This is a genomic window from Bradyrhizobium cajani, from assembly GCF_009759665.1.
Taxonomy (GTDB): Bacteria; Pseudomonadota; Alphaproteobacteria; order Rhizobiales; family Xanthobacteraceae; genus Bradyrhizobium; species Bradyrhizobium cajani.
Map to the genome: position 1 here is coordinate 15791 of NZ_WQNE01000042.1, position 13654 is coordinate 29444.

General features: G+C 64.6%; 15 protein-coding genes and 1 tRNA gene. 11 read left to right on the top strand and 5 right to left on the bottom strand.

Annotated elements, in window-relative coordinates; all coding sequences use genetic code 11:
- The first annotated feature begins 183 nt into the window (after positions 1-183).
- The 4 genes from GPL20_RS33630 (at position 184) to GPL20_RS33645 (ending at position 3627) form a co-directional block, all read left to right on the top strand.
- Complete coding sequence (locus GPL20_RS33630) at positions 184-672, top strand: tellurite resistance TerB family protein (protein ID WP_157336038.1); 489 nt, start codon at positions 184-186, stop codon at positions 670-672.
- A 220-nt stretch (positions 673-892) separates the two neighbouring features.
- On the top strand, positions 893-1672 hold the full coding sequence (locus tag GPL20_RS33635; RefSeq protein ID WP_254126023.1) for an SDR family NAD(P)-dependent oxidoreductase: 780 nt from the start codon (positions 893-895) through the stop codon (positions 1670-1672).
- A 230-nt stretch (positions 1673-1902) separates the two neighbouring features.
- A complete protein-coding gene (locus tag GPL20_RS33640; protein ID WP_157336042.1) occupies positions 1903-2703 on the top strand; it encodes a glutamine amidotransferase in 801 nt (266 codons plus the stop codon).
- Between the two features lie 111 nt (positions 2704-2814).
- Positions 2815-3627, top strand: coding sequence for an enoyl-CoA hydratase (locus GPL20_RS33645; protein ID WP_157336044.1), 813 nt, complete (start codon positions 2815-2817; stop codon positions 3625-3627).
- Between the two features lie 103 nt (positions 3628-3730).
- Here the strand turns inward: GPL20_RS33645 and GPL20_RS33650 are convergent.
- Positions 3731-3806 (bottom strand) — tRNA-Ala (locus GPL20_RS33650).
- Between the two features lie 188 nt (positions 3807-3994).
- Here GPL20_RS33650 and GPL20_RS33655 point away from each other — a divergent pair.
- From GPL20_RS33655 to folD, 3 genes are read left to right on the top strand one after another with little or no spacing between them, the layout of a single operon-like run.
- Positions 3995-4285, top strand: coding sequence for a YggT family protein (locus GPL20_RS33655; RefSeq protein ID WP_157336046.1), 291 nt, complete (start codon positions 3995-3997; stop codon positions 4283-4285).
- 15 nt (positions 4286-4300) lie between these two features.
- Positions 4301-4645, top strand: a complete 345-nt coding sequence (locus GPL20_RS33660) for a DUF167 domain-containing protein (RefSeq protein WP_157336048.1) — start codon at positions 4301-4303, stop codon at positions 4643-4645.
- A gap of 10 nt (positions 4646-4655) precedes the next feature.
- A complete protein-coding gene (gene folD / locus GPL20_RS33665; RefSeq protein WP_157336050.1) occupies positions 4656-5540 on the top strand; it encodes a bifunctional methylenetetrahydrofolate dehydrogenase/methenyltetrahydrofolate cyclohydrolase FolD in 885 nt (294 codons plus the stop codon).
- Between the two features lie 110 nt (positions 5541-5650).
- On the opposite strand, the gene ppa is transcribed toward folD, so the two are convergent.
- A complete protein-coding gene (gene ppa / locus GPL20_RS33670) occupies positions 5651-6187 on the bottom strand; it encodes an inorganic diphosphatase (RefSeq protein WP_091882840.1) in 537 nt (178 codons plus the stop codon).
- 177 nt (positions 6188-6364) lie between these two features.
- A complete protein-coding gene (locus GPL20_RS33675; RefSeq protein ID WP_008136728.1) occupies positions 6365-6874 on the bottom strand; it encodes a GNAT family N-acetyltransferase in 510 nt (169 codons plus the stop codon).
- A gap of 266 nt (positions 6875-7140) precedes the next feature.
- Between GPL20_RS33675 and GPL20_RS33680 the strand changes: the two genes are divergently transcribed.
- Genes GPL20_RS33680 through GPL20_RS33695 form a run of 4 tightly spaced genes read left to right on the top strand, consistent with a single transcriptional unit; the run spans position 7141 to position 10239 of the window.
- Positions 7141-8040 carry a dienelactone hydrolase family protein gene (locus GPL20_RS33680; protein ID WP_157336052.1) on the top strand — a complete coding sequence of 300 codons (900 nt, stop codon included), beginning with the start codon at positions 7141-7143 and terminating at the stop codon, positions 8038-8040.
- Entirely contained in the window at positions 8037-8504 is a 468-nt protein-coding gene (locus GPL20_RS33685; protein WP_157336054.1) for a DUF2269 family protein, read from the top strand. The genes GPL20_RS33680 and GPL20_RS33685 overlap by 4 nt, the downstream gene beginning before the upstream one ends.
- Positions 8505-8512: 8 nt before the next feature.
- Positions 8513-9832 (top strand): SDR family oxidoreductase, encoded by a 1320-nt coding sequence (locus tag GPL20_RS33690; protein ID WP_157336056.1) that lies wholly within the window; start codon positions 8513-8515, stop codon positions 9830-9832.
- Complete coding sequence (locus tag GPL20_RS33695; RefSeq protein WP_157336058.1) at positions 9832-10239, top strand: thiol-disulfide oxidoreductase DCC family protein; 408 nt, start codon at positions 9832-9834, stop codon at positions 10237-10239. The genes GPL20_RS33690 and GPL20_RS33695 overlap by 1 nt, the downstream gene beginning before the upstream one ends.
- Before the next feature lie 160 nt (positions 10240-10399).
- Here GPL20_RS33695 and GPL20_RS33700 read toward each other — a convergent pair whose 3' ends face one another.
- Positions 10400-11644: a flavin monoamine oxidase family protein gene (locus tag GPL20_RS33700; protein ID WP_157336060.1), complete on the bottom strand. Its 1245-nt coding sequence runs from the start codon at positions 11642-11644 to the stop codon at positions 10400-10402.
- Between the two features lie 99 nt (positions 11645-11743).
- Positions 11744-13570, bottom strand: coding sequence for a translational GTPase TypA (gene typA / locus GPL20_RS33705; protein WP_157336062.1), 1827 nt, complete (start codon positions 13568-13570; stop codon positions 11744-11746).
- Positions 13571-13654 lie beyond the last annotated feature (84 nt).

A 13654-nucleotide genomic window follows, 5' to 3' on the forward strand; every position in this document is an offset into this window, starting at 1 on the left:
ATCCACGCCTTTTCTTTGTGGATACGCGTGGATGGCCGGGACAGGCCCATGACGGCACCCCCAGATTGCCGAAACGTAATACGCGCGCGGGACTGACGCACATTGCGCCAATTGGGTTTCCCGCTCATATAATGCTGGTGGCGGCCGCGCTCCTCGCGGCCGCATCGATTTCGGTAGGATCTCATGCTCGACGGCCTGCGCCAGTTCATTGCCGATATTGTCGCCCCTCATGCCCCGGACCGCGCGTTCGGGGACAGCGACTATCGGCTCGCGGCAACCGCACTCCTGATCCACGTGATCTCGCTGGACGGCCAGCCGACGGCGACCGAGCAGCGCAAGCTGCATAGCCTGATCGAAAGCCATTTCGGGCTCGATCGCGGCACTGCCGATCGCCTGATCGCGGATGCGACGGAGGTCGAGGGCGAGGCGGTCGACCTCTATCGTTTCACCAGCGTCATCATGCGCTCGCTCGACGAAGAGGGTCGCAAGCGCATCGTCCAGATGATGTGGGAGCTGGTCTATGCCGATGGGCAGGTCACGGAGTTCGAGGACAATGTCGTCTGGCGCGCCTCCGACCTGCTCGGGATCTCCCAGCGCGACCGGATCGACCTGAAGCGTACCGTTGCCGATCGCGCCGGCAGTCAGGTGAAGGACAGCGCGGTCGGCGGCTGATCCGTCGCGGCCTGGCTCAGCGCGGCCTGCGTCGACACATGACGAAACTTTAATTTATCCGCCGCCCGCCCCGAATTCATCAGCAAATCAGCGGTTTTCAGCTCTGCCCGTCATCTGCTCAGGCGGCCATGCCGGCAGCGCCGCTTGCCTGTCGCGCACGGCTTATGCTCTCGTTCCGCCATTGCGGGGCCAAAAAATCTCAATTCAAGAGACTTCGATCGTGACTGAGCGGGTAACGTTGATCACCGGTGCCTCGGCGGGCATCGGCCTGGAGCTGGCGCGTGTGTTTGCCGCCAATGGCCATCGGCTCGCATTGACTGCGAGACGGGCGGACCGGCTGGTGGCGCTCGCGACTGAGCTCGCCGCCAAGGGCGGCAAGAAGCCGATCGTGATCGCCTGCGATCTCCACGAGGCGGATGCCGGCGAAAAAATCGCGGCGGCGCTTGCGGCCGAAGGCGTCGAGCTCGATCATCTCGTCAACAATGCCGGCTTCGGCGTGTTCGGCGATGCAATCGAGCGCGATCGCGTCGAGCAGGTCGGCATCGTCGATGTCAACGTCCGGGCCCTGACGGATCTGTCGCTGCGCTTTGCCGATCAGCTCATCAAGAACAAGGGCGGTCTGCTCAATGTCGGATCGGTCGCCGGCTTCCTGCCCGGCCCCGGCATGGCCGTCTACTACGCGTCCAAGGCCTATGTGATCTCATTCACCGAAGCGTTGCGGGCGGAGCTCGCCCCCCGCGGCGTCCGCGTCACCGTGCTTTGCCCGGGTCCGGTGCCCACCGAATTCCAGGCCCGCGCCGGTGTTGGGGCCGGACATGATACGGCCGTCCTCAACGTCTCTGCCGCCGAAGTCGCACGGGAGGCCTATCGTGGCCTGATGGCCAACAAACGGGCAGTGCTGCCGGGTCTGGGCATCAAGATTGTGCCGTTCGCGCTGCGTTTCTTCCCGCGGGGCTTCATCCTGGCCGCCACCAGCCGGTTCCAGAGGCGCAGGCACTAACGCATGATCCGGAAAAGTGCGCGGCGGTTTTCCGAAAAGTTCATGCTCAAACAACAACCTAAAGCGCGATGACGATTCATCCTAATCTCATCGCGCTTTAGAGAAATCCTGGAGCACCCGTAGTGGCCCGGAGCTTGCTTGATAGCAGGCGCATGTGTGCGCGAACTCACACGATGTTAACCATCGCTTAGCTATGCTGCTGGACTGAACCGATAGCACTCGCAGAGGCCATGTCGTTCCGGACGAACAGGTTTGGTGGCGCAGAATTGGTGCCCTTCCCCAGAAGGACGCCGGGCGCGGCCGCCTCCGCTTCCGAAGCCCGGTTGCCGGTTCTGATCGTCCTGCACCAGGAATCCTCGACGCCGGGCCGGGTCGGCAATGCGTTGCGCGCGCTCGGCCATCGCCTCGACATTCGTCGTCCCCGCTTCGGCGACCCCCTGCCCGAGACGCTCGAGCGGCATGCCGGCGCAGTGTTCTTTGGCGGGCCGATGAGCGCCAATGATCCCGACGACTACATCCGCCGCGAGATCGACTGGATCGAAATTCCGCTCCGCGAACAGCGGCCGTTCCTCGGCATCTGTCTCGGCGCGCAGCTGCTCGCGATGCAGCTCGGCGCCCGCGTCGCGCCGCACGCGGAGGCGTTGACCCAGATCGGCTACTATCCCATCCGCCCGACTGCCGCGGGACATGCGCTCTGCCCGCACTGGCCGGCGCAGGTCTATCACTGGCACCGCGAAGGCTTCGAGCTGCCGCGAGGCGCCGAACTGCTTGCGGAAGGCGATGATTTTCCGGTGCAGGCATTCCGCGCCGGCAATGCCTTCGGCGTGCAGTTTCACCCTGATGTGACCTACGCGATGATGCATTGCTGGACGACGCGCGGCTATGACGGCTTCAGCGCGCCCGGCGCGCGGCAGCGGCATCATCATTTCGCGGACCGTGCCGTGTACGACGTTGCGGAACGCGCCTGGCTCGATCATTTCATCGACGGCTGGCTGGCGTGCCGGCCGGTGCTGGCGCAAGCCGCCGAGTGATCGCGCCTTCGCGCAGTTCCTTGGCGCAAGCCCTTGCCTCATCCCTTGATATGCTAGGCTCACTCGCAACGAGCGCGCGCGAAAGTGCGCCGGCGAACAAGGGAGAGCGCCATGGCCTACGAACACATTCTCTATGAGGTGAGCGACAGGATCGCGACCATCACGCTCAACCGCCCGGACCGCATGAATGCGTGGACGCCGGTCATGGAGCGCGACGTACGCCACGCGATGGAAGCATCGAGCACTGATGACAATGTCCGCGTCATCGTGCTCACCGGCGCGGGCCGCGCCTTCTGCGCCGGCGCCGACATGGATGCGCTCAAGGGGCTCGATCCCGATGACGTCAGACGCGCATCGAACCTGCCACCTTTCGACATGAACCGTCGTCCGGACTGGCAGACGCGCTACGGCTACTATCCTTCGATCAGGAAACCGGTCATCGCCATGCTCAACGGCGCGACTGCCGGCATCGGCCTCGTCCATGCGCTCTATTGCGACCTGCGCTTTGCCGCCGACAACACCGTGTTCACCACCGCCTTCGCGCGGCGCGGCCTGATTGCCGAGCACGGCATCAGCTGGATGCTGCCGCGCATCGTCGGTCATGCCAATGCGATGGACTTGCTGCTCTCCGCGCGGCGGGTGTCGAGCGAGGAGGCGCTGCGGATCGGGCTGGTCAACCGGCTCTGCCCGCCCGAGAAGCTGCGCGAGGATACCTATGCCTATGCGCGCGATCTCGCCGATCTCGTCTCGCCGAGCGCAATGGCCGTGATCAAGCGGCAGCTCTACGAGGTGCCGTTCCAGACGCTTGCCGAGGCCATGATCGAGGCGAATCGGGAGATGATGGTGGCGCTGAACGGTAGCGATTTCAGGGAGGGTGTGGCGAGCTTCATGGAGAAACGGCCGCCAAGGTTTACGGGGAGGTAGGAGCATTGGTGGAGAGGGTCCGCCGTCGCCCTGCGGGCTATGGCGGGACAGCCTTCGCCACGCGAGGGCTTGCCGAGCCGAAGCAGGCGTAGCCTGCGAAGGCTGGTGGAGCCAGGCGGGATCGAACCGCCGACCTCGTCATTGCGAACGACGCGCTCTCCCAGCTGAGCTATGGCCCCGTTTGCTGGCCGCTCTGGTGAATGCGGCCGACAACCGGGCGCCATTTAAGTCCCCGCCAAGGTCAAGTCAAGGACAGGTGTAACCCGGTTTTAGCCATCCGGGCGCCGACTTCCCTTGTTTGGGCCTGACGGAACCGATATCTAGCACAAGCCGTCAATCCCCACCGAAGCCAGAGATTTCAAAAGCCATGCGTGCCGTTCTCGACATCGTCATCATCGTGCTCGATCTCTACGTCTGGCTGCTGATCGCCGCCGCGATCCTGTCCTGGCTGATCGCCTTCAACGTAGTGAACACCCGCAACCAGTTCGTCTCCGCGGTGGCGGAGTTCCTGTACCGCATCACCGAGCCCCTGCTGGCACCGATTCGCAATTTCCTGCCCAGTCTCGGCGGCCTCGACATCTCGCCGATCATCCTGATCCTGCTCATCATGTTCGTCGAGCGGGTGATCCTGTATTACATCTACCCGAATGTGGTCTAGGCAGGCTGGAGCGCCTTGGTCGCTAGAGAAGCTTGCAAGGAACCTTGGCGCACCTCAACCGCGGGCGTCAGCATCGCGCTGCGGGTGACGCCGCGCGGCGGCCGCGACGACATCGACGGGATCGAGCAACTCTCCGACGGCCGCAGCGTGCTCAAGGTGCGGGTGCGCGCCATTGCCGATGGCGGCGAGGCCAACAAGGCTGTTTTGGTCCTGCTGGCGAAATCGCTTGGTGTGCCCAAGGCCAGCGTCAAGCTTTTGTCCGGGGCGACCTCGCGGCTGAAGCAGATTGCGGTGGACGGCGATCCGGTGCGGCTCGGCGAAGCCCTGCGCCAGCTCGCCTCGGCCAAATCGAAAGACTGAGGGAACTGACATGACGGCCAAGATCATCGATGGAAAAATCATTGCCGCGGAACTTCGCGGCCGCGTCGCCGACGAGGTCGCCCGCGTCAAGCGCGAGCACCAATTGGTGCCGGGGCTTGCGGTGGTCCTGGTCGGCAATGACCCCGCGAGCGAGGTCTATGTCCGCTCCAAGCACACCCAGACCCAGGCCGCCGGCATGGCCTCGTTCGAGCACAAGCTGCCGGCCGACGTCTCGCAATCAGATCTGCTGGCGCTCGTCGCCAGGCTCAACCGCGATCCCGCCGTGCACGGCATTCTGGTGCAGCTGCCGCTGCCGAAGGGCCTCAACACCGAGGCCGTCATCAATGCCATCGATCCCGCCAAGGACGTCGACGGGCTGCATCCGAACAATGCCGGCCGGCTCGCCGGCGGCTTCGAGGCGCTGTCGCCCTGCACGCCGCTCGGCTGCATCATCCTGACCAAGAGCGTGCACGCTTCGCTCGAAGGCATGAACGCCATCGTCATCGGCCGCTCCAACCTGGTCGGCCGTCCGCTGGTGCAGTTGCTGCTGAACGAGAATGCCACGGTGACGATCGCGCATTCGCGCTCGCGCGACCTGCCTGGTCTGGTGAAACGCGCCGACCTCGTCTATGCCGCGGTCGGCAAGCCAGAGATGGTGCGCGGCGACTGGCTGAAGCCGGGCGCGACCGTGATCGACGTCGGCATCAACCGGATTCCGAAAGACGACGGCAAGACCCGCCTCGTCGGCGACGTCGCCTATCAGGAAGCGCTTGCGGTTGCGGGCGCCATCACGCCGGTGCCCGGCGGCGTCGGCCAGATGACGGTCGCCTGTCTGCTGGTGAACACGCTACGCGCCGCGTGTGCGATCACGGGGCTGCCAAAGCCGGCGGTGTAGGTACGTCGGTCATTCCGGGGCGGCTCGAAGAGCCGAACCCGGAATCTCGCGCCGCAAACTTCTGGATTCCGGGTTCGCGCTTCGCGCGCCCCGGAATGACGGTTATTTCGTCACGCCTTCTTTTTCTTCTCGCGATCCATGCCCTCGAGGATCAGCTTGTGCGCTTCCTCCGGGCCGCCCCAGCGCAGGATCTTCACCCACTTGCCCTTCTCGAGATCCTTGTAGTGCTCGAAGAAGTGCTGGATCTGCTGGAGCGTGATGTCGGGCAGATCGGAATAGCTCTTCACCTTGTCGTAGCGCTGCGTCAGCTTGGACGACGGCACCGCCAGGATCTTCTCGTCGCCGCCGGCTTCGTCTTCCATGAACAGCACGCCGACGGGACGCACGCTCATGACGGCGCCGGGGATGATGGCGCGGGTGTTGATGATCAGGACGTCGCAGGGATCGCCGTCATCGGACAGCGTATGCGGGATGAAGCCGTAGTTACCGGGGTAACGCATCGGCGTGTAGAGGAAGCGGTCGACCACCAGCGTGCCGGCCTCCTTGTCCATCTCGTATTTGATCGGCTCGCCGCCCACGGGGACTTCGATGATGACATTGACGTCGTGGGGTACGTTTTTTCCGATCGAGACCGCATCGATACGCATTCAAGGCTCCGTTATTGCCGAGGTGAAATCGCGCCCGGCAGCGATTTGGCGCTGTCATACGCGGGCTTGGCCCGCTGATCCATCGTTGTTTTTGTGAAATAATGAATCCAGCGATCACCGGCTCAAAAGGCAACGGTATCGACGGATGGAAACGCTGCCGCCCAGACTTTCAGCAGCTCAATTGGTCCAAGCGAAGGCAACCTTGTCGAGCGATTTCGGCCCGAAACGCTCCGAGGAGCGCGCCACCATGCGGCCGCCCAGGGCCCGGTAGAACTCGGTGGCCGGATCGTTGTCCGAGAGCGCCCACACCACCATGCTCTTCAGCCCGCTCTGCATCAGATCGCGGCGCGCGGCTGCGAACAGGCGGCGGCCGAAGCCGAGACCTTGGAATTCCGGACGCAGGTAGAGCTCGTAAATCTCGCCGTCGAAGTGCAGGCTGCGGGCGCGGTTGCGGCCGTAATTGGCGTAGCCCGCGATCTTGTCGCCGAACACGAGCACGCTGACGCGGCTGCCTTTGCGGATTGCGCTGTCCCACCACTGCGGGCCGCGGCGGTTGATCAGCTTCTCCAGCTCAGCGCCGGGAATGATGCCCTGATAGGCCGAGCGCCAGGCTTCGTCATGGGTCGATGCCACCGCAGTTGCATCTGCAGCTTTGGCCGGCCGGACCTCGATCAGGGTTGTGCTCATGGAGACAATCAAACCAAGTCGCCGCGCCGGCGGCAAGACCTATCGTTAATTATGGGTTAACCTGTGGACTTTCTGCATCAGTATTTTACCCATGTTGTACCGAAAGAGGACAAGCCGCCGGCTCGAATGGTAACGGCCTGCCATGCGTCGGTGCAAAACTGCTTGGCGGCAACGAATGGAGGGCAATGGCAGCGCAGAAAGTCCGCCCATCATGATTCGTTCCTACTAGTCTGGCTGTCGTTCTCTGTATCGCCTTGCGGGAATTCATGCGGCTGTTCAACACCCTCGCGCTCCTGCCTGTGCTGGCCTTTCTGATTGCACGACCTCTGTGCGCGCAGGTCACGTTTGGGCCGTCGGGCACGGAGGGCGAGCCGTTTCGCCGTCAGCAATGGCGCGTGCCGTCGCCGGATCCCGAGATTGCGGCGCATGCCCTGCTGTTTCGCCCCGCAGGCACGGGTCCGTTCCGGCTTGCGGTGATCGCCCACGCCTCGACACAGAATGTTTTGCGTCGCGCGCAAATGCCGCAACCGGAATACCGCGCGCTCACCGCGCATCTCGTCGCGCGCGGTTTTGCCGTGCTGGTGCCGGAGCGGCTCGGTCACGGTGCGACCGGCGGCAGCTATGTCGAGGACCAGGGCGGCTGCGACGAGGCGGACTATGCGCGCGCCGGCCGGGCGACGGCCGAAGAAATTTCACTCGCGCTGGACCATTTGCGAAAGCAGGAATTTATTCGCAGGGATGCCGCAGTCGTGATCGGCCATTCCGCCGGCGGTTGGGGCGCGCTGGCGCTCGCCAACGCCGATCCATCGGCGATCTCCGCGATCATCGCATTTGCGCCGGGGCGCGGCGGCCATGCCAATGATGAGCCGAACCGGATCTGCGCGCCGCACGCGCTTCTTGCTACCGCGGCGGAGTTCGGCAAGGGCGCGCGCTTTCCCGTCACGTGGCTCGTTGCGGCCAACGACAGCTATTTTGCACCGAGGTTTTCGCAATCGCTGGCAGACGCGTTTCGCGGCAGCGGCGGCAAGGTCGACTTCCGCGTACTGCCGGCCGTCGGCAGTGAGGGGCACTGGATGATCGAGCTCGAGGCCGGCGTCAACGCCGCGAGCAGCGTGCTAGAACGTGCGATGAACCTGCAAAAGCCCGTGGCGACCAGAAAGCCATGACCCTGTATTTCCTGGTCAAATATCTCCATGTGCTCGGCGCCATCGTCATCCTCGGCACCGGAACCGGCATCGCCTTCTTCATGCTGATGGCGCATCGCACGAACGACGCAGAGTTCATCGCGCGCACCACATCGATCGTGGTGATCGCGGATGCGATCTTCACGCTGTCGGCCGTGATCCTTCAGCCGCTCACCGGTGGCCTCTTGATGATGCTCTCGGCAACCTCGATCACCGAACGCTGGCTGCTGGCGTCGCTCGCGCTGTATGCCGTCGCCGGCCTGTTCTGGGTCCCCGTCGTCTTCATGCAGATCGAGATGCGCGATCTCGCGCGCAAAGCCGCAGAGCAGCGGATGGCTCTCCCGGAGCGATACTTCGTCCTGTTCCGCCGCTGGTTCGCGTTCGGTTTCCCCGGATTCGGCGTGACGATGCTGATCCTCTGGCTGATGATCGCAAAACCGTTTTGAGGGATGCGATGAGCGAGCCAACCATTCTCGTGCTCGGTGCTTCCGGCCTGATCGGCCGTTTCGTGACGGGCGATCTGCGCGCACGGGGGTTTCGGGTCGTCGGCGTGGCGCGCAGCCTGTCGGCGGCGCAGACGATGAGCGCACGGGACATCGAACTGCCGGTCCTCATCCTCGATGCCGCCGCGCTCACGCGCCTGCTGCGTGAGCATGCTGTCGATGTCGTCGTGAACTGCCTCGGCGTGCTCCAGGACGGTCCCGGCAGCGACACAAATGCCGTGCATCGCGAGTTCGTCGGGCGCCTGCTACAGGCGATCGGCGACAGCGGCCGCGCGATCCGCCTGGTGCACATCTCGATTCCCGGAACAGCGGAAGCCGATCGCACAGCCTTTGCGACCACCAAGCGCGAAGCCGAGCGTCTGATCGCGGCTTCGGGCATCCCGCACGCCATCCTGCGGCCGGGATTCGTGGTTGCGCCATCGGCCTATGGCGGCAGCGCCATGCTGCGCGCGCTCGCCGCCTTTCCGCTCGATCTGCCGGCTGCGGAGATGGCGAGGCCGTTCCAGCCCGTCGCGGTCGAGGACATCGCCGCCACGATCGCCTGGCTAGCAGCGCGCGATATCAACGATTTATCCGTCAAAGCCGTGAGCTGGGACCTGATGCAGGCCGGGCCGGTGACCATGGCCGGCGTCGTCAAGCAGTTTCGCCTCGCGTTCGGGACGGCCGGCTGGCCGCATGTCGCGATGCCGTCGTTCCTGCTCGATCTCGGCGCGAAAATTGGCGATTTCGCCAGTTATCTCGGCTGGATGCCGCCGATGCGCTCCACCGCCATTGCGGAGCTGCGCCGTGGCGTGCGAGGTGATCCCTCGGCGTGGATCGCGGCCACGGGCATCGCGCCGAAAACGCTCGCCGATACGGTCGGGCGCCATCCCGCCACCATCCAGGACAAGTGGTTCGCACGGCTGTTCCTGGTCAAGGCGCTGATCTTCGCGAGCCTGGTCGCCTTCTGGGTCGTCTCCGGCTTCATCGCACTCTTCGTGTCCTATCGCGCCGCCGCAGGCATCCTGAGCGCACACAACTTTCCGCCGGCGTTGGTCGATCCCATCACCGTCGGCACCAGCCTGATGGACATGAGCATCGGTGTGCTGATCGCTTTCCGCCGCACCGCGGCGATCGGACTCGTTGCGGGCATCGTCGCGTCGCTCGGCTATATGGCCGGTGCGGCAATCCTGACGCCCGACCTCTGGATCGAGCCGTTAGGAGCACTGGTGAAGACAGGACCGGCGATCGTGCTGATGCTGGTGGCGCTGCTCATGCTGGATAACCGCTGATGAGAAAATGGCCCGACGACGACGTGATCCTGTACGACGGCGTCTGCATCTTCTGCTCGCGCTGGGTCCGCTTCGTCGCCAAGCGTGACACGGCGGGTCGGTTTCGCTTTACGCCGATCCAGTCGGATTATGGGGCTCGGCTCGCAAGGACATTCGGCATCGACCCCGGTGATCCCGACACCAATGCCGTGGTTCATGGCGGGGAGGTGCTCCTGAAGTCCGACGCTGCGCTGACGGTGCTGTCGCAACTCCCGGGATGGAGCTGGGTGCGCGTGCTGTTCGCCGTGCCAAAACCGCTGCGTGACCCCGTCTACAGTCTCATTGCGCGCAATCGTTATCGCATCTTTGGGAAGTACGACGCCTGCTTCGTGCCCGATGCCGATTTGCGGGCGCGGGTGATCGAGTGAGGCGTCATTGCGCAACTCTCTCACCACCGTCATTGCGAGGAGCTCTTGCGACGAAGCAATCCAGAATCCCTCCGCGGAGAGATTCTGGATTGCTTCGCGGAGCCTGTCATCGGGCCGCGCTTCGCGCGGACCCGGTGGCTCGCAATGACGGAGTTTGCGGTTAGCTCTTACCCAGAGCCGCCAGCACTTCCCCCGCCGCCCGCTCGCCGCTGTCGCGCGCGCCATGCGCGGTCGAGAAAAAGTGCGGCGAGGTCGCTTCGCCCGCGAAGAACAGCCGGCCGTCGACCGGCGCGGCCAGCACGGCGCGATCGCCGGCGTGACCCGGCAGCGCATGCGAATAGGAGCCGCGGGCGAAGGGATCGTGCGCCCAGCGCGATTCGCGCAGCGGACTCAGCTTGCGGCGGATGTCGTTGCCGAGAAAGCCCGCAATCTCGTCAATGCTATGGGCGGCGAAGGCACCCTCGCCGGCATCCTCCAATTGGCGCGCAAAGCTGCCGCCGAAGAAGCCGTCGATGCAGGGCTGCCCGAATGGACGGATGTGGTAGGTCCCCATGGCGGTGCGCATGGTGGCGCCGCGCAGGTTTCCCTCCTTCGGGAAGGCTTCAGCATCCGCCAGCGCCAGCGTCACCTTGTCGTCGACACCGAGCGGCAGGCCGCGCGCGGCATCGAGCTTGTTGGGAAGCGCCGGAGAAAAACGGATCGCCTCATCGGCAATCAGATTGGTGGGGACGGTGACGATCACCTTGTCCGCGGTGAGCGTGCCCCGCGAGGTTTCGAGCCGGATGCGCTGACCGGAGTGATCGATCAGCGTGACGTTGCAGCTCAGCGCGACCGGACAGGGCGCGCCATAGGCCGCGATCAGCGTCCCATATCCGGCCCGCACGCGCCAATTGAAATACGTGTCCTCGTAGGCCTCCATGTCGAGGATCGAGACCTGATCGAGCTCGCACCCGTTCACATAGGTCGAGACCGCGTCGATCATCGGATTCCAGCGGTTGCCAGGTTCCAGAAAGCGGGAGGCCGGCGCGTCCTCGCCGCTTTCCGCGGCCTCCCAGGCGCGTTCGTAGAATTCGTCGATCGCGCCTGCGAAGGCGATGCGCTCGGCTTCCGGAAAGGCGTCGCCATAAGCGCGATCGCCCCAGGGCGGCAGATCGGTGTTGAGCTCGAAGCCGAGCTGGCGGGCAATCGGAACGAAGGAATTCTTGTCCGCCGAGTGCAGCCAGCCGCAGCCGACGTCGAACGTGACCTCAGGCGAGGCCTGCACGGTCCAGGCGCGGCCGCCGAGCCGGTCGCGCGCTTCGAGCACGATCACGGAGAGACCGGAGCCGTGCAGCGCATGCGCCGCGCCGAGGCCCGCGGCACCGGCGCCGATGATCGCGACGTCGACGGAGGAGGGGAGGGACATGAAAGAGCGAATAGTGAGTGGCGAATGGCGAATAGAGTATAAGAAACGCAGCCTTTGGCCAAACGTCCTATTCGCTAATCGCCATTCCCATTCGCCCGGTTACGCCACCGCTTCCTTGGCCTTTTCCGCGCGCTTGCGCTCGTTCGGGTCGAGGTGCTTCTTGCGCAGGCGGATCGACTTCGGGGTGACCTCGACGAGCTCGTCGTCCTCGATGTAGGCGAGCGCCTTTTCCAGCGTCATGCGGATCGGCGGGGTCAGCCGCACGGCTTCGTCCTTCGAGGTCGTGCGGATGTTGGTGAGCTGCTTGCCCTTGAGCACGTTGATCTCGAGATCGTTGTCGCGGGTGTGCTCGCCGACAATCATGCCGCGATAGACCTTCCAGCCCGGCTCGATCATCATCGGGCCGCGGTCTTCCAGCTTGAACATGGCGTAGGCCACCGCGTCGCCCTGGTCATTGGAGATCAGCACGCCATTGCGACGACCCTGGATCTCGCCCTTGTACGGGGCGTAGCCGTGGAACAGGCGGTTCATGATCGCGGTGCCGCGGGTGTCGGTGAGCAGTTCGCCCTGATAGCCGATCAGGCCGCGGGTCGGCGCGTAGAACACCAGGCGCTGGCGGTTGCCGCCGGAGGGCTTCATCTCGATCAGCTCGGCCTTGCGCTCGCTCATCTTCTGCACGACGACGCCGGAATGCTCCTCGTCGACGTCGATGACGACTTCCTCGATCGGCTCCATGGTGGCGCCGGTCGCTTCGTCCTTCTGGTACACCACGCGCGGACGCGACACCGAGAGCTCGAAGCCTTCGCGACGCATGGTCTCGATCAGGATCGCGAGCTGCAATTCGCCGCGGCCCGAGACTTCCATCGCGTCCTTGTCGGCGGCTTCGACGACGCGCAGCGCGACGTTGCCTTCGGCCTCGCGCAGCAGGCGGTCGCGGATCATGCGGCTCGTCACCTTGTCGCCTTCGGTGCCGGCGAGCGGGGAATTGTTGACGATGAACGACATCGACACGGTCGGCGGGTCGATCGGCTGCGCCGGCAGCGGCACTTCGACGGTCGGGTCGCAGAAGGTGTCGGCGACGGTGCCCTTGGTGAGGCCCGCGATGGCGACGATGTCGCCGGCTTCGGCTTCATCGAGTGGCGTACGCTCGAGGCCGCGGAATGCCAGGATCTTGGTGATGCGCCCGGACTCGACCAGCTTGCCGTCGGCGTTCAGCACCTTGACCTGCTGGTTCGGCTTGAGCACGCCGGAGGAGATGCGGCCGGTGATGATGCGGCCGAGATAGGGGTTGGCCTCCAGGATAGTGCCGATCATCTTGAACGGACCTTCCTCGACCTTGGGCGGCGCGACGTGGCGCAGGATCAGGTCGAACAGCGGCTCCATGCCCTTGTCCTTCGGACCCTCCGGGCTCTCGGCCATCCAGCCCTGCTTGGCCGATCCATAGAGAATCGGGAAGTCGAGCTGCTCCTCGCTGGCGTCCAGCGCCGCGAACAGGTCGAACACCTCGTTGATGACTTCGGTCGGGCGCGCGTCCGGGCGGTCGACCTTGTTGATGACGACGATCGGCTTGAGGCCGACCTTGAGCGCCTTGGAAACTACGAACTTGGTCTGCGGCAGCGGGCCTTCGGCGGCGTCGACCAACACCAGCGCGCCGTCCACCATGTTGAGGATGCGCTCGACCTCGCCGCCGAAATCGGCGTGGCCGGGGGTGTCGACGATGTTGACGCGGGTGTCCTTCCACTGCACCGAGGCCGCCTTGGCCAGAATGGTGATGCCGCGCTCGCGCTCCAGGTCGTTCGAGTCCATGGCGCGTTCGGTCACCTTCTGGTTCTCGCGGAAGGTGCCGGACTGCTGGAGGAGGCGGTCGACCAGGGTCGTCTTGCCGTGGTCGACGTGGGCGATGATGGCGACGTTACGAAGGTTCATGAGTGAGCTTCTTTGCGGTCGAACAATGGGTTAAGCGCGATCTCGCCGGTCGGACCGGGACCTCTTCTCGAAACAACGCTGGAA